We start from the raw sequence: 15976 nt of genomic DNA on the forward strand, positions 1-15976 counted from the left end.
AGGATGGGATGGATTGTCCCCGGTGTGGTGGTGCGCATCTGATCAGGCGCGGTTTCAAGTCTGGTTTTCAGCGCTACAGCTGCCAGAGGTGCCTGCGGTACTTCACCGATCGGCCACCCCGGTTTAGCGAGCAGACCAAGGCGCTGGCGATCCAGATGTATCTCAATGGGATGGGCATTCGCGCCATCGGCCGTGTCTTGCAGGCTTCGCCAGCGGGGGTTTTGAAGTGGATCCGAAAGGAACACGCGGCTCTTGAGCTGCGCCTGGTTCAGCAGGCCAAGCCCGCCGGCGTCGCTGCGCCCGATACTATCGAGATGGACGAAATCTATACCTACGTCCAAAAAAACAGCAGCGTGTCCTGATCTGGACTGCCTATAGCCGCCGTCAGCGCCGTGTCGTAGCCTATCATATCGGGGACAAGGGCGTGCACAGCGCCATGGCCATCTACCATCTGACCAAACAGGCTGTCGGGCAGATCGACGCCATCTTTACCGACGCCAATTCCTGCTACCATCTGGCCTTCGAGCGCTTGGGCATCACCACGCCACACACTCAGACCAAGGCGCAGACCCACCTGATCGAATCCTCCAACTCATCGATCAGAGACAACCTGGCCCGGTTCACCCGCCGATCCAAACGCGCCTCCAAAACACTTCAGATGCTCGACGTGACACTTGCCCTGTTCTTCAACCGAAATCTCAAACTGAGTCCAAAGTGAACAGTCCCCTTGATGGGGGAGGTTGGGAGGGGGTGTGGAGAGCTCCGAGCCATTCTGTCCCCCGCACCCCACCCATGCCGCCTTGTGAATTGACTTGGTTCAACCGCTGCAACATTCCTCCCAGATCAGCGCTTCCCCCGCGCCCTCTGGATTTGCCATGACCACCGTTCCCGCTCCGCTTGAGGAGCGCCGCCTGCTCGGCATCGGCCTCGTGCTGGTTGCTTATTTCCTGTTCACCTGCCTGGACAGCTCGGCCAAATGGCTCGGCGTCATCGGCCTGCCGGCGCTGCAGATCATGTTCGTGCGCTACGTCGTGCATCTTGGCATCGTCTCGGCGATTTACTTGCCGACCCAAGCCAAAAAGACCCTGCACTCGGCCAACATCAAACTCGAAGTTGTCCGCGCCGCGGCGCTACTCGGCTCCACGCTGTGCAATTTCACCGCCGTGCGTTATCTGCCGCTGACTGTCACCGGCGCCATCGGCTTCACCACGCCGATGATTATCTGCCTGCTCTCAGTGGCCTTCCTCAAGGAGCAAGTCGGCTGGCGCCGCTGGAGCGCCATCGCCGTCGGCTTCATTGGCGTGCTGATCATTGTCCGCCCCGGCACCGAAACCTTCCATCCGGCCACGCTGCTGTCGATCGCAGGTGCGTTCTCCTACGGCTGTTACGCGCTACTCACCCGTCGTCTCGCCGGCATCGATTCCGCCGCCACCCAACAATTCTACGCTGCGTTTTTTGCCACCCTGGCAGTTGCGCCGTTCGCTTTCGCCACCTGGTCATGGCCAACCCGCCCGATCGACTGGGCGGTCCTTGCCGGCATCGGCCTGATTGGGTATCTGGCGCATCAATTCGTCACGGTCGCCAGCCGCTTCGCCCCGGCTTCGACGCTGGCGCCGTTCGCCTATGTGCAGATCATTTTCATCGCGTTCTCGAGCTGGCTGATCTTCGCCCAGCCACCCGAATTGTCCTTCTACATCGGCGCGCCCGTCGTTATCGGCAGCGGCTTTTACCTGTGGTTGCGCGAACGCCAATTGGCCAAGCCAATGACGCCGGTGGCCGAAGAACTCTGAACTGCCTGGCTATTAGCTTGCGCGGGCGCGCTGGTTCCAGCGGGCGCAATACGCCGCAAACCCGTCTACAGCCAATGGGAGCATTGGAACCGGCTCCTTGCCCACCCCGCGGACGCCCTCAAACAGCATGCTGGCGCCCAGCGTCGTTCCGGTCGCATCGCCCGATGCAGCAACCGGTACTCCAGTCAGCGTCGCCAGCGCCTGCCCGTAAAGCGCGTTTCGCGCCAATGGCCCCTCGATAATAATCTGTGCACCGGTGCCAGCCAGGTTCAGGCACTCCTGCGTCACCAGCGCGAGATATAGCGACACCGCAGCGGTCCGCTCTCCCGGCGACAATTGCTCCGGCTCCATGGTCCAGCGCCTCTTGCCGTCCGGAAACGGCCCAACCCCTTCGACAAAAGTCGGCAGCACCTGAATATCTTTGCCAATTACCTTGGCAATGTCCGCATCTTTTGGCGTCACAGCGTTTGGTGCCAGCAGGTCGAATTCCCGCCCGCCCATGAACCGTGCGGTCGGCACGGGCCGCCCGAATGCATCGACATTGGCGAGGCTATCCCGCGCCGAATCCAGCGCTGTGGTCTGCCCGCCCACTGTCATGCAGATCGCCCAGGTGCCAGTCGAAATGATAGTGAAGGCGCCCTCATGCGCGCCCAGATGCGGCAGCAGCGATGCATTGGAATCGTGGATGCCGCAGGTCACCGGCGTATCGCCCCGCAGCCCCGTGATCGCCGCCAGGCCCGGCAGAATCGCGCCAAGCACCGACGCTGCCGGCCAGATTTCGGGAAACAGCCTAATCCAACCTTGGCGCACCACCATCTTGGAATAGGTCTTGGCGTCTGGCGCCCACAGATCGGTGTGGCAGCCCAGTGACGTGACTTCGCTGGCCTTCACGCCTGTCAGCCGCCAAGCCCAATATTGCGGATAGGTCAAAATGTCGGTGACGCTGGCGAATTGCTCAGAAAATTGCTGCTGCTGCCAGAAAATCTGCGCCCCCAGGTTCAGCCCCACCGGCAGGCGCGGCGACAGGCTTTCGGCAAACTCTGGCCGCACCTTGCCATAGGCCTCGGCCGCTTCATCGGGCCCATTATGCTCATAATCCAGCACTGGCATGGCCAGCCGGTCATCTGCCATCAGCGCCGCAGTCGCCCCATGCGTCGTGATCGAAATCCCCTCGATACCGTGCGCCTTGTGCAGCGAGCCCAAGCTTTCCAGGATAAACGCCCACAGCCGTTCGGTGTCTGCATGCGGATAAAGGCCATCGCGCAACACCGTATTTGGCGTCGTCCGCGCCGCTACCTGATTGCCCGTCATGCCGTCGATCAGCACCACCTTGGCATTGGTCTTGCCGATATCGATCACGGCGATGGAGCGGGGTGGGGTCATCGATTGGTCCTGCGCTGGCGTTTGCTGCGGAATACCGCAAATCCATGCGCAGCACCATCACTAACATGTTAGCTTGGGCCTGCGACGCCTTGGCTCGGCCTGCTATCAGGTGATCGGCAGAAAAGCCATCGGCATTGGGATCATTTTATCGACCGACGCTCAGTATTTGTAAATTCTACTATCCTCCGGCCATTGACCGGCAGTTGTCATCGTCCTGTCCGGCAAAACGCTGGGGATCCCGATAATTTGCCCGCTATGAGTTTGCGTGCGCCGGGCCAGGGGCGCTAGAATTGCCGGCACCGGCAGGTTCAGGGGCGGACGCTATTTCACGGGTTACTATCAGCGACATCGCGGAACGGGCAGGTCTGTCCAAAGGCGCGGTGTCTTACGCGCTCAATGACAAGCCCGGCGTTTCCCCCAAAACCCGCGAACGGGTGCAGGCCATCGCCGCCGAACTGGGCTGGATTCCCAGCCAGGCCGCCCGCTCCCTGTCCCGCTCGCATGCCGACGCCGTCGGCCTCGTGCTGGCCCGCCCGGCCCGCATGCTGGGCAGCGAGCCTTTTTACATGGAGTTCATCGCCGGCGTCGAAGGCGTCATCTCGCCGTGCGGCATCGCCTTGCTGCTCCATGTGGTGGATGGCCCCGACAGCGAAATCGCCACCTACCAGAAATGGTGGGCGCAGCGCCGCGTCGATGGGGTGATGCTGGTTGATCTGGCCGAGCACGATCCGCGTATCGCCGCTGTCCGCCGCCTCGACATTCCCGCTGTCTGTGTCTCCAGCGCCCTGGCCGCCGGTGGCCTGCCGCACATCTGGACCAATGATGCGCAAGCCGTGCACGATGCCGTCAAATATCTGCTCGAGCTCGGCCATCGCAACATCGCCCGGGTGCGCGGCATCCCGACCCTGGCGCACGTGCTGAGCCGCGACGTGGCTTTCCGCCAGATCATGGCCGGCATCGGCATCGGCCAACCCACCATTGTCGGCACAGATTTCTCCGGCGAACAGGGCGCCCGCGCCACCCGCGCGCTGCTCACCGGTGAAAATCCGCCAACGGCAATCCTCTACGACAACGACGTGATGGCTGTCGCCGGCCTCAGCGTCGCCAATGAAATGGGTATCTCGGTGCCGCAGCATCTGTCGCTGCTTGCCTGGGACGATTCCCCGCTCTGCGAAATCACCCATCCACCACTTTCGGCGATGCGGCGCGACGTACCCGCGCTCGGCGCTATTTCCGTGCAGCTCCTGCTCGACGTCATCGCCCATACCGGCGTCATCATCGCCGAAGGCAGCTCGCCCCGCCTGTTCCCGCGCGGCTCCACTGCCGCCCCACGCTAAGGGTCAGGCCGCGTCGGGCTTCGGCAGCGCGTCGAAATCCACAATTTCCGGCTTGTGCTTCAGCGCGTCCAGTACATTCAGGAACTCGACGCTGGTCAGCGATACCGTCGCCGTATTGATCAGTGGGTGAAACGTCACGCGTGGTTGCGCCAACATGTCCGCCGCCAGCACCAGCGTCACCGCATTGGCTTCGTCATTGATCAGCGCGAGTGGGCTCACCGAGCCCTGTGCCACGCCCAGCGCCTGATCCAGCGTCTCGGCGCTGGCAAACGAGAACTTCTTCGCCCCCAGATGCGCCGCCAATGCTTTCAGGTCGACCCGCCGTTCAGTCGGTACGCACACCAGCCAAAGGCCGCCCTTGGCGCCTTTGAGCATCAGGTTCTTGGTATGCACGCCCTCCAGCGCCGCCCAATATTGCAGCGCCTCATCCACCGTATGCACTGGCGGATGCTCGATCGCCGTGGGCACGATGCCAAGGTCAGCAAACACCTGGTTCAGTGCTGCACGCCGATCAGCCAGCGTCATGGCACGACCTCAGCCGGCGCCACGCGCGCCGGCTTTCTGCGCAGCGCCGCAACGATATCCTGGTTGAACACGCTGCCCACCAATTGCCCGTCCGGCCCGCGCACGCACACCGATGGCACGCCTGCCGACAACTGCTCGATCACCGCCGCCAGTGGGCTGTCCGAATTCACTGCATTGGCCCCGCTGCCGATATGGACCGACATCACATCGCCCGCCCGCAGCACGTTGAGCGGGTTCATGTGCTCGACGAAATCCTCGACATAATCGTCCACCGGATTGGCGATGATCTCCTGCGGCGTGCCGCATTGCACAATCCGCCCACCCTCCATCAGCGCAATCCGGTCACCCAGCTTGAAGGCTTCATCAAGGTCATGGCTGACGAAAATGATGGTGCGTTTGAGCTTTTCCTGCAGTTCCAGCAATTCATCCTGCAAGCGCGAGCGGATCAGTGGATCGAGTGCTGAAAACGGCTCGTCCATCAACAGGATCGGCGCTTCAGTCGCAAAGGCCCGCGCCAGCCCGACGCGCTGCTGCATCCCTCCCGACAACTCGGCCACGCTCCGATCGGCCCATTCGCTCAACCCGACCAGCTCCAGCTGGGTCCGCACCTTCTCCTCGCGCAGCTTGCGCGGCATCCCGTCCAGTTCCAGCCCCAGCGCCACATTGTCCAGAACCGAGCGCCACGGCAACAGTCCGAACTGCTGAAACACCATGGCCACCGTCTTGCGCCGCAGCCGCAGCAAATCCTCCGGCGAACACTTCGCCGGGTCGATCGACCAGTCCCCGTCATGCACGCGCACACTGCCGCGCACCACCGGGTTCAACCCGTTGACGGCGCGGAGCAGGGTGGATTTGCCCGAGCCCGACAGGCCCATCAGCACCAGGATTTCGCCGCGTTTGACGCTGAGCGAGCAATCATGCACGCCCAAGATCTGCTTGGTCTGCTGCTGGATTTCCGAGCGCGTCTTGCCCTGGTCCATCAGCGGCAGCGCCGCCTGCGGCTGCAGGCCGAACACGATACACACGCGGTTGAAGGTGACAGCGTCTTCCATGGTCTACCTCTGCTTGATCCGGAGCATCCGGTCGAGGATGATCGCCACCACCACGATGATAAAGCCGCTCTCGAAACCGAGTGCGGTATTGACCTGATTGAGCGCCCGCACCACCGGCACGCCCAGCCCATCGGCCCCCACCAGCGCTGCCACCACCACCATCGACAGCGACAGCATGATGGTCTGGTTCAGCCCGGCCATGATCTGCGGCAGGCTATAGGGCAGTTCCACTTTCCACAGCTTTTGCGTCGGCGTGCCGCCAAACGCCACCACCGCTTCGAGCAGGGCAGGCGGGGTGGCGACAATGCCCAGATATGTCATGCGGATCGGCGCTGGCAGCACAAAGATCACCGTGGCGATCAATCCGGGCACCATGCCGATGCCGAAAAACACGATGGCCGGGATCAGATAAACGAAGGTCGGCAGCGTCTGCATCAGGTCAAGCACCGGCTGCGTTGCCTGATACAGTTTTGGCCGATGCGCCAGCGCAATCCCCACCGGCACGCCAATTGCCATGCACACGATACAGGCCGAAATCACCAGCGTCAGGCTCTCGGTGGTTTCTTCCCAATAGCCCTGGTTGAGAATGAACAAAAACCCCACCAGAACCAGCAGGCAGGTGGTCCACTTGCGCTGCAAATACCAGGTCAGCGCCAGAAAAATGCCGATGATTACAAATGGATGCGGCGCCTGCAGCAGCCATAGCAATCCGCCGATCAGCCCCTCGGCGCCCGCCGCGACCGAGTCGAAAAATCCGGAAAAATTGTTCTTGAGGAAGGTGAAGACCGCGCTGGCCCACTTGCCGATCGGTATCTTGTTGTCAGTCAGCCAGTCCATGCGCCCACCCCGGAAAACAAATCAGCCCGGCCGCTGGGGGCCGGGCTGACAATTGGCTTAAAGCGCGAGTGCCGCTTTAACCGCTGCGGCGCCATCGGCACCGTCAAGCGTCGTCACCCCGGCAACCCAGGCCATCACGGCATCTGGATTGGCCTTCATCCACTTCATCGTCGCTTCATCGGGATCAGCGCCGTCGTTGAGGATTTCGCCCATGATTTCGTTTTCCATCGGCAGGGTGAACTTCACATTGGTCAGCAGTTTACCCACATTCGGGCATTCCGCGACATAGCCTTTGCGCGTCACCGTGTTGACCACGCCTTCGCCGCCGAAGAAGTCTTCGCCGCCCGGCAAGTATTTCAGCGCGAACTTGGCGTTCATCGGGTGTGGTTCCCAGCCCAGGAACACCACGTCCTTCTTCTCGTCATAGTCGCGGCCAACTTCGGCCAGCATGCCCTGTTCGGAGCTTTCCACAACCTTGAACTTGCCCAGGCCAAACGTGTCCTTCTCGGTCAGGCCGATCAGGTAGCCATTGCCTTCATTGCCCGGCTCGATGCCGTAAATCTTGTTGCCAAGCGAATCGGCAAACTGGGCGATCTTGGAATAGTCGGTCAGGCCCTTGTCATAGGTATAGGTCGGTACGGCCAGCGTGTACTTGGTGCCGGTCAGGTTGACCGCCACGCTTTCGATTTCGCCGCTGTCGAGATAGGGCGTGATCGCGCCGGTCTGTGCCGGCATCCAGTTGCCCAGGAACACATCGACGTCGTCGCTTTCCAGCGAGGCATAGGTCACCGGCACCGACAACACCTTCACGTCGACCTTGTAGCCGAGCGCCTGCAGCACCTGCTTGGTGGCCGAGGTGGTGGTGGTGATATCGGTCCAGCCGACATCGGAAAATTTCACGGTGCTGCATTCCGCAGCGTGGGCAACGCCAGCCAGCAGGGACAGCGTCAGGGCAGTCGTTAGAGTCAGAGCAGTCGTTCTCATAAGTCCATCTCCTGTGTGCGGGTTTGCTAAAAGTCTTTTTCTTGATTGACGGCTCAATCAAAAGCGAGACAATCGAAAATGTAAACTCATTTTATGAGCAGCCAACAAGAATGCCAAAAATCGGTGCAGAAGCAGTCCGGCGCAAAGCCATGGTTGAAGCGGCCATCATCGAGATCGGTGAGGCCGGCAGCCTCGACGTCACCGTCAGCCAGATCGCCAGGCGCGCCGGCATGTCCCCGGCGCTGGCGCATCACTATTTCGGCTCCAAGGACCAGATTTTCCTCGCCGCCATGCGTCACATTCTCAAGCTCTACGGCCAGAGCGTCCGCCGGCGCATGGCTGAGGTCTGCACCCCGCTTGGCCGCATCCACGCCATTATCGATGCCAGCTTCGCGCCCGATCAGTTCGATCGCGAAGTCGTCGCCGCCTGGCTGACCTTCTATGTCCGTGCCCTGCAATCGGCCGAAGCCAGCCGCCTGCTGCAGATTTATGCACGGCGCCTGCACTCCAACCTGATGTTCAACCTGCGCGCGCTGTTCGATGCCGAAACCGCCCAATCGGTCGCCCAGGGTCTCGCTGCCCTGATCGATGGCTTCTACATTCGCCACGCTCTGCAGGATTTCGCCCCGGCCCAGTCCGAAGTGCGCCGCCTTGTCATCGACTATCTCGACCTTTGCCTCGGCCGGAAACCCCTCAATGGCTGATCGCCCCAATATCCTGATCTTCATGGTCGATCAGCTCAACGGCACCTTCTTTCCGGATGGCCCCGCCGATTGGCTGCACGCGCCAAACCTTAAGGCGCTCGCCGCCCGTTCGGCCCGCTTTGCCAATGCCTATACCGGCTCGCCGCTCTGCGCCCCCGGCCGCGCCAGCTTCATGTCCGGCCAGTTGCCGCACCGCACCCGCGTCTATGACAATGCCGCCGAATTCACCTCGGATATCCCCACCTTCGCCCACCATCTGCGCCGCGCCGGTTATTCCACCACGCTCTCGGGCAAGATGCATTTTGTCGGCCCCGACCAGTTGCACGGCTTCGAGGAACGCCTGACCACCGACATCTACCCCGCCGATTTCGCCTGGACCCCGGATTACGCCAAGCCGGGCGAGCGCATCGACTGGTGGTATCACAACCTAGGTTCGGTCACCGGGGCAGGGGTGGCCGAGATCACCAACCAGCTCGAATATGACGACGAAGTCGCCTACCACGCCGTCCGCAAGGTCTACGACCTTGGCCGTCGCCTCGAAGACCGGCCATGGATGCTGACCGTCAGCATGTCCCATCCGCACGACCCCTACGTCGCCCGCAAGAAGTATTGGGATCTGTACGAAGACTGCGCCCACCTGCAGCCCGAAGTCCCCGCCATCCGCTATGCCGAGCAGGACCCGCATTCCAGGCGCCTGTTCGACGCCTGCGACTTCACCAAGTCCACCATCACCGACGACGACATCATCCGCTCCCGCCGCGCCTACTTCGCCAACATCTCTTATGTGGACGACAAGATCGGCGAAATCCTCGCCGCCCTTGATGGCACCCGCCAGGCCGACAACACCATCGTCCTGTTCGTCTCCGACCATGGCGACATGCTGGGCGAGCGGGGCCTCTGGTTCAAAATGAACTTCCGTGAAGGCTCCGCCCGCGTCCCACTGATGATCGCCGCGCCGCATCTGCCCGCAGGCAAAATCGCAACCCCGGTCAGCACCATGGACGTGACACCGACCCTCTGCGAACTGGTCGGCATCGATATCGGGCCGGTGCTGGAATGGACCGACGGCGAATCGCTGGTCGCCCTCGCCAATGGCACTCCGCGCACCACCCCGGTGCTGATGGAATACGCTGCCGAAGGCTCCATCGCCCCGCTGGTCGGCCTGCGCTTTGAAAACTGGAAATACATTCACTGCGAGATCGACCCGCCGCAATTGTTCGATCTGGCCACCGATCCGCACGAACTGACCAACCTTGCCGACGATCCAGCCCGCTCTGGCCTTGTCGCCCGCTTTGCCGTGCTGGTCACCCAGACTTGGGATATGCCGGCCTTTGATGCCGAAGTGCGCTCCAGCCAAGCCCGCCGCCACATTGTTTATGACGCGCTGCGCAACGGCGCTTATTTCCCCTGGGACTTCCAGCCCCTGCAAAAAGCATCGGAGCGCTATATGCGCAACCACATGGACCTCAACGTGCTCGAGCACGACAAGCGCTATCCGAGGGGCGAATGATGCAGGACGTCCAGCCCCAGGCCAGCCATTTCATTGACGGCAAATACGTCGAAGACACCGCCGGCCGCCTGATTGAATGCGTCTATCCGGCCACCGGCGAAATCGTCGCCCGCCTTCACTCGGCCACCCCAGCCATCGTCGAACTGGCGCTCTCCTCGGCCAAACGCGCCCAGAAGGAATGGGGCGCCCTCAAGCCGGTTATCCGTGGCCGCGTCCTCCGCCGCGCCGCCGATATCATCCGCGAGCGCAACCAGGCGCTGTCCGAACTCGAAACCATCGACACCGGCAAGCCAATCCAGGAAACCCTGATTGCCGATGCGGCCTCCGGTGCTGACGCCCTCGAATATTTCGCTGGTCTGGCCGCTACGCTGACCGGCGAAACCATCCCGCTCGGCGGCGATTTTGTTTACACCATCCGCGAACCGCTCGGCGTCTGCGTCGGTATCGGTGCGTGGAACTACCCCACCCAGATCGCCTGCTGGAAGGCCGCACCGGCGCTGGCCTGCGGCAATGCCATGATCTTCAAGCCCTCCGAAACCACCCCGCTGGGCGCCCTCAAACTCGCCGAGATCCTGCTCGAAGCCGGCGCCCCCGCTGGCCTGTTCAATGTTGTGCAGGGTTACGGCGATGTCGGCGCGGCCTTGGTCACCGACCCGCGCGTCGACAAGGTTTCGCTCACCGGCTCCATCGCCACTGGCCGCAAGGTCTATGCCGCTGCCGCCCAGGGCATGCGCCACGTCACCATGGAACTGGGCGGCAAATCGCCGCTGATCATCTTCGAAGATGCCGACATCGACAGCGCCGTCAGCGCTGCCATCAACGCCAATTTCTATTCTTCCGGCCAGGTCTGCTCCAACGGCACCCGCGTCTTCGTCCACGACGCCATCCGCCCCACCTTCCTTGAACGACTGGTCAAGCGCACCGCCACCGCCATCATCGGCGACCCGCTCGATGAAGCAACCCAGGTCGGCCCACTGATCTCCGAAGCCCAGCGCCAGAAGGTTCTCGCCCTCATCGAAACCGGCAAGGCCGAGGGCGCCGACCTGCTGATCGGCGGCGGTGTCCCCGCCGGCCAGAACTCCGGCTTTTACGTCGAGCCCACCGTCTTTGCCGGCGTCACCGACGCCATGACCATCGCCCGCGAGGAAATCTTCGGCCCGGTCATGTCCGTTCTCGCCTTCGCCGATGAAACCGATGTCATCGCCCGCGCCAACGCTACCGAATACGGCCTCGCCGCTGGGGTCTTCACTGCCGATCTGGCTCGCGCCCACCGCGTCATCGCCCAGCTCGAGGCCGGTACTTGCTGGATCAACACCTATAATATCACCCCGGTCGAAGCCCCGTTCGGCGGCGTCAAACTCTCCGGCGTCGGCCGCGAAAATTCCCGCGCCGCGCTCGATCATTACAGCCAGATCAAGTCCGTCTACGTCGCCACCGGCCCGGTCGCCGCCGCCTATTAATAGAAGGATTGCGTCATGGAAGCAGACTTTGTCATCGTCGGTTCAGGCTCGGCTGGCGCCGTCATGGCCTCCCGCCTTAGCGAAGATGGCAAGCATTCCGTGATCGTCCTGGAATTCGGCGGCACCGATGCCGGTCCGCTGATCCAGATGCCGGCGGCGCTGAGCTATCCGATGAACATGCCGCGCTACGATTGGGGCTTCCGCTCCGAACCCGAACCGCATCTCGGCGGTCGCACCCTCGCCGTCCCGCGCGGCAAGGTCATTGGCGGCTCATCCTCGATCAATGGCATGGTCTATGTGCGCGGCCACGCCGGCGATTACGATCATTGGGCCGAAAGCGGCGCCGCCGGCTGGGGCTATGCCGATGTCGTCCCCTATTTCAAGCGTATGGAAAACTGGCATCCCGGCCCGCATGGCGGCGATCCGTCCCGCCGTGGTACCTCCGGCCCGCTCCACGTCACCCGTGGCCCGCGTGACAATCCGCTGTTCAAAACCTTCGTCGAAGCCGGCAGGCAGGCCGGGTTCGAGATGACCGACGACTACAATGGCGAAAAGCAGGAAGGTTTCGGCCCGATGGAAGAAACGGTCTGGAAAGGCCGCCGCTGGTCCACCGCCAATGCCTATCTCAAGCCCGCCCGCAATCGGCAAAACCTCGATATCGTCCGCGGCTATGCCCGCAAGGTGGTGATCGAAAACCAGCGTGCCACCGGCGTCGAAATCCAGCGCGGCGGCCAGATCGAAGTGGTCAAGGCCCGGCGCGAAGTCATCATCGCGGCCTCCTCGATCAATTCACCCAAGCTCCTCATGCTCTCCGGCATCGGTCCTGCCGCGCATCTTGCCGAACACGGCATCAAGGTCGTCGCCGATCGCCCCGGCGTCGGGCAAAACCTGCAAGACCATATGGAGCTCTATATCCAGCAGGCCTCGATCCAGCCGATCACGCTCTACAAATACTGGAACCTGTTCGGCAAGGCGCTGATCGGCGCGCAATGGTTGCTGTTCCGCAATGGCCTCGGCGCTTCAAACCAGTTCGAAAGCGCGGCCTTCGTGCGCAGCCGGGCAGGGGTGCCATACCCCGATATCCAGTATCATTTCATCCCCATCGCCGTCCGCTACGATGGTCAGGCCGCCGCCGAAGGCCATGGCTTCCAGGCCCATGTCGGCCCGATGCGCTCCGCCTCGCGCGGTCAGGTCACCCTGCGCTCCGCCGATCCGGCAGCACCACCGCGCATCCAGTTCAATTACATGTCCGATCCCAAGGACTGGGCCGACTTCCGCCACTGCATCCGGCTCACCCGCGAAATCTTCGCCCAAAAAGCCTTCGATCCCTATCGCGGCCGCGAAATCCTGCCCGGCGACAAATTCCAGACCGATGAGGAACTCGACAATCACATCCGCGCCCACGCCGAAAGCGCCTACCATCCCTGCGGCACCTGCAAGATGGGCCGCGCCGATAACCCCATGGCCGTTGTCGATCCCCAATGCCGCGTCATCGGCATCGACAACCTGCGCGTCGCCGACAGCTCCATCTTCCCCCGCATCACCAACGGCAACCTCAACGCCCCCTCGATCATGGTCGGCGAAAAAGCCTCGGATCACATCCTGGGCAAAGCCCCGCTGGCGCCGGACAACGGCGTGCCATGGTTCAATCCCCGCTGGGAAACCTCGGATCGCTGACCTGCTGCGCGCCATCAGTCGACTACCCTCGCCCCTTGAGGGAGAGGGACAGACTTTTCGCGTTCAGCGAAAAGTCAGGGTGAGGGGTACTGCGCCATCCCATGCGCCGAGGCTCGAAGAACCCCCCATCCGCCCTTGGGGCACCTTCTCCCTCAAGGGCAGAAGGAAAGAGTAGAAGTGCAGCGTTACCCCACCACCGCCAATTTCCGCTCCGCACTCGGGCTATGGCCGAAATAATCGATATAGCTCTGCGAAAAATACGACGCCGAATTGAACCCGCTGGCCATCGCCACCGACAGGATCGGCATCGCCGTTTGCCGCAACAGCTGGCACGCATGCTCCAGCCGGATTTTGAGGTAATGCTTGCTCGGCGGATAGCCCAGATGCTTCCAGAACAGCCGCTCCAGCTGCCGGTTGGACAGCGCCACGCTCTCGGCAAACTGGCCCATGGTCAGCGGCCGCTCGATGCTCTGCTCCATCAGCGTCACCACCCGCAACAACTTTGGATGCGCCACGCCCAGCCGCGTCCGCAAATCGATCCGCTGCCGCTCGCTGGCCTCGCGTACCCGGTGATGGATCAGCTGATCGGTGACCGCTTCCGCGGTTGCCTGCCCATGATCGCGCTTGATCAGGCTCAGCATCATGTCCGCCGCCGCCACCCCCCCGGCGCAGGTAAACCGGTCCCGGTCGATCTCGAACAGATCCTCGCCGATCTCCAGCTCGGGAAAATCCGCCTGCATGCCCGGCCGGTTTTCCCAATGAATAGTCGAGCGATACCCATCCAGCAGCCCGGCCTTGGCCAATACATAAGCCCCGGTACATACGGCTCCCGCAGAGGCCCCAAATTTGGTCAGCCGCCGCAGCGCCGCCACCAGCGCCCGATGATCGATCGTCTGCACGTCGACCCCCGCGCACACCACCACCGCATCCATGTCCCTGGCTTGCGCAAACGACTGCTCCACACTGACCTTGACCCCGTTCGACGCCTCCGCGTCCAGGCCATTGGCCGAATACAACCGCCATTGATACAGCGTCGCCCCGCTCACCCGGTTGGCCAGCCGCAACGGCTCGATGGCGGCGGTAAAGGCGATCATCGAAAAGTCATGCACCAGCATGAAGCCGATGATCTGCACTGGCCGGTTTTGATCCATGGGCTTTCCGTGGCGCCGAATTGTCGGGCGCCGCAACACTATGTCGGAAAACCTAAAGCCGTTGTCGCGTCACATCAAGACACCGGGCAAAAAACCATCGAAGCTGGCCTCCAATCGAGGTCGCTTTTTGCCTCGTGTCTCTGTTGATGGAGAGACGCTATGCTCGACAAGACCTCGCAATTGCAGCGGCTGGTTCATGGTCGCCTGGCCGGCCATAGCCTGGATGCGCCGTTCTATACCTCGCCCGAAATCTTCGAAGCCGATATGGACGCGATTTTTTCGCGCCACTGGATATATGTCGGCGTCGAGCCCGACGTGCCCGAGCCCGGCGATGTGATGACCGTCGAGATCGGCAAGTCCTCGGTGCTGATCGTCCGCGATGACGATAACGCCGTCAAAGCCTTCCATAATGTCTGCCGCCATCGCGGCGCGCGGCTGATCGACGATGAAAAAACCACCGTCGGCAATCTGGTCTGCCGCTACCATTCCTGGACCTATAATCTCGATGGCAATCTGGTCCACGCCCCCCATATGGGTCCGGATTTCGATGCCTCCTGCAAAGGGCTGAAGCCGGTCAACCTGCGCTCGCTCGAGGGCCTGCTGTTCATCTGCCTCGCCGAAAATCCACCCGAAGATTTCGACGATCTGGCCGCCCGCATGGGGCCTTATATCGCCCCGCACAAGGTGCGCGAAACCAAGATTGCCTATCAGAGCGACCTGATCGAGATGGGCAACTGGAAGCTCACCATCGAGAACAACCGCGAGTGCTATCACTGCGAGGCCAACCATCCCGAGCTGACCGTGCCGCTGTTCGCCTATGGCTTCGGCTTCGCGCCTGAGGAACTTGATCCGATCGATCTGGAAAACGCCCAGCGCTACGACGCGCTGCGCCAGACCAGCCACGCCGAATGGGAGAGCATGGGCCTGCCATCGCGCGAAATCGAGGAACTCGACACCCGCGTCACCGGCTTCCGCACCGAGCGCCTGCCGCTCGATGGCAATGGCGAATCCCACACCATGGACACCCGCGCCGCCTGCCGCCTGCCGCTCGGCGCCTTCACCAATGCCAAGCTGGGCGGCCTGTCGTTCTGGACCCAGCCTAATTCCTGGCACCATTTCCTCGGCGATCACATCGTTACCTTCTCGGCCCTGCCACTCGATGCCGGCCGCACGCTGGTGCGCACCAAATGGCTGGTCAACAAGGATGCCGTCGAAGGCGTCGACTACGACCTCGCCAACCTCATCGAAGTGTGGACCGCCACCAATGCCCAGGATTCTGCACTGGTCGGCATGTGCCAGCGCGGCGCCATGAACCCCGCCTATGAGCCCGGCCCCTATTCGCCAAACACCGAGATGTTGGTGGAGAAATTCCAGCGCTGGTACATTGGCCGCATGACCGCTCATCTGGAGCAGGGCGCCAATTGACCACTGCCCTGGGGGACGCGAACCGGTTGCAGCTTGCGTCCAATGCCTGGGACAGCGAGGAGGACGACGTCTTGGTCTGCCGCGCGGTGCGGCAGGAAACTCATGACGTCAAAACCTTCGTACTGACGCCGCAGACGCCGG

At 62.3% G+C, this 15976-nt stretch carries 15 protein-coding genes and 1 pseudogene; 10 read left to right on the forward strand and 6 right to left on the reverse strand.

Annotation, left to right across the window (positions count from 1 at the left end; all coding sequences use genetic code 11):
* Window positions 1-8 precede the first annotated feature (8 nt).
* The 3 genes from ABIT12_RS12160 (at window position 9) to ABIT12_RS12170 (ending at window position 1790) form a co-directional block, all read left to right on the forward strand.
* Complete coding sequence (locus ABIT12_RS12160; protein ID WP_348045797.1) at window positions 9-362, forward strand: hypothetical protein; 354 nt, start codon at window positions 9-11, stop codon at window positions 360-362.
* On the forward strand, window positions 362-718 hold the full coding sequence (locus ABIT12_RS12165) for an IS1 family transposase (protein WP_348045825.1): 357 nt from the start codon (window positions 362-364) through the stop codon (window positions 716-718). The genes ABIT12_RS12160 and ABIT12_RS12165 overlap by 1 nt, the downstream gene beginning before the upstream one ends.
* A gap of 157 nt (window positions 719-875) precedes the next feature.
* Window positions 876-1790, forward strand: coding sequence for a DMT family transporter (locus ABIT12_RS12170; RefSeq protein ID WP_348045799.1), 915 nt, complete (start codon window positions 876-878; stop codon window positions 1788-1790).
* A 12-nt stretch (window positions 1791-1802) separates the two neighbouring features.
* Here ABIT12_RS12170 and ABIT12_RS12175 read toward each other — a convergent pair whose 3' ends face one another.
* Window positions 1803-3173: an FGGY family carbohydrate kinase gene (locus tag ABIT12_RS12175; protein ID WP_348045801.1), complete on the reverse strand. Its 1371-nt coding sequence runs from the start codon at window positions 3171-3173 to the stop codon at window positions 1803-1805.
* A gap of 290 nt (window positions 3174-3463) precedes the next feature.
* Here ABIT12_RS12175 and ABIT12_RS12180 point away from each other — a divergent pair, with 290 nt between their 5' ends.
* Window positions 3464-4510, forward strand: a complete 1047-nt coding sequence (locus tag ABIT12_RS12180; RefSeq protein ID WP_348045805.1) for a LacI family DNA-binding transcriptional regulator — start codon at window positions 3464-3466, stop codon at window positions 4508-4510.
* A gap of 3 nt (window positions 4511-4513) precedes the next feature.
* Here the strand turns inward: ABIT12_RS12180 and ABIT12_RS12185 are convergent, their stop codons facing one another.
* Genes ABIT12_RS12185 through choX form a run of 4 tightly spaced genes read right to left on the reverse strand, consistent with a single transcriptional unit; the run spans window position 4514 to window position 7908 of the window.
* Window positions 4514-5035, reverse strand: coding sequence for a prolyl-tRNA synthetase associated domain-containing protein (locus ABIT12_RS12185; protein ID WP_348045808.1), 522 nt, complete (start codon window positions 5033-5035; stop codon window positions 4514-4516).
* Window positions 5032-6087, reverse strand: coding sequence for a choline ABC transporter ATP-binding protein (gene choV, locus ABIT12_RS12190; protein ID WP_348045809.1), 1056 nt, complete (start codon window positions 6085-6087; stop codon window positions 5032-5034). The genes ABIT12_RS12185 and choV overlap by 4 nt, the downstream gene beginning before the upstream one ends.
* 3 nt (window positions 6088-6090) lie before the next feature.
* Window positions 6091-6924 carry a choline ABC transporter permease subunit gene (gene choW / locus ABIT12_RS12195; RefSeq protein ID WP_348045811.1) on the reverse strand — a complete coding sequence of 278 codons (834 nt, stop codon included), beginning with the start codon at window positions 6922-6924 and terminating at the stop codon, window positions 6091-6093.
* 57 nt (window positions 6925-6981) lie between these two features.
* A complete protein-coding gene (choX, locus tag ABIT12_RS12200; protein ID WP_348045813.1) occupies window positions 6982-7908 on the reverse strand; it encodes a choline ABC transporter substrate-binding protein in 927 nt (308 codons plus the stop codon).
* Window positions 7909-8018: 110 nt separating this feature from the next.
* On the opposite strand from choX, the gene betI reads away from it, so the two are divergent.
* The 4 genes from betI to betA are packed head-to-tail and all read left to right on the forward strand — an operon-like array spanning window position 8019 to window position 13259.
* Complete coding sequence (gene betI / locus ABIT12_RS12205; RefSeq protein WP_348045815.1) at window positions 8019-8612, forward strand: transcriptional regulator BetI; 594 nt, start codon at window positions 8019-8021, stop codon at window positions 8610-8612.
* Window positions 8605-10122: a choline-sulfatase gene (gene betC, locus ABIT12_RS12210; protein ID WP_348045817.1), complete on the forward strand. Its 1518-nt coding sequence runs from the start codon at window positions 8605-8607 to the stop codon at window positions 10120-10122. Before betI ends, betC begins: the two co-directional genes overlap by 8 nt.
* Window positions 10122-11582: a betaine-aldehyde dehydrogenase gene (gene betB / locus ABIT12_RS12215; protein ID WP_348045827.1), complete on the forward strand. Its 1461-nt coding sequence runs from the start codon at window positions 10122-10124 to the stop codon at window positions 11580-11582. Before betC ends, betB begins: the two co-directional genes overlap by 1 nt.
* Window positions 11583-11597: 15 nt before the next feature.
* Window positions 11598-13259 carry a choline dehydrogenase gene (gene betA, locus ABIT12_RS12220; protein WP_348045819.1) on the forward strand — a complete coding sequence of 554 codons (1662 nt, stop codon included), beginning with the start codon at window positions 11598-11600 and terminating at the stop codon, window positions 13257-13259.
* 185 nt (window positions 13260-13444) lie between these two features.
* Here betA and ABIT12_RS12225 read toward each other — a convergent pair whose 3' ends face one another.
* Entirely contained in the window at window positions 13445-14410 is a 966-nt protein-coding gene (locus ABIT12_RS12225) for a GlxA family transcriptional regulator (RefSeq protein WP_348045821.1), read from the reverse strand.
* Between the two features lie 159 nt (window positions 14411-14569).
* On the opposite strand from ABIT12_RS12225, the gene ABIT12_RS12230 reads away from it, so the two are divergent.
* Both ABIT12_RS12230 and ABIT12_RS12235 read left to right on the forward strand, forming a co-directional pair.
* Entirely contained in the window at window positions 14570-15835 is a 1266-nt protein-coding gene (locus ABIT12_RS12230; RefSeq protein WP_348045823.1) for an aromatic ring-hydroxylating dioxygenase subunit alpha, read from the forward strand.
* Window positions 15832-15976 (forward strand): annotated as a pseudogene (locus ABIT12_RS12235) (hybrid-cluster NAD(P)-dependent oxidoreductase); the annotation flags it as partial. The gene ABIT12_RS12230 and the pseudogene ABIT12_RS12235, both read left to right, overlap by 4 nt.

The organism is Devosia sp. (assembly GCF_039927955.1).
Classification (GTDB): domain Bacteria; phylum Pseudomonadota; class Alphaproteobacteria; order Rhizobiales; family Devosiaceae; genus Devosia.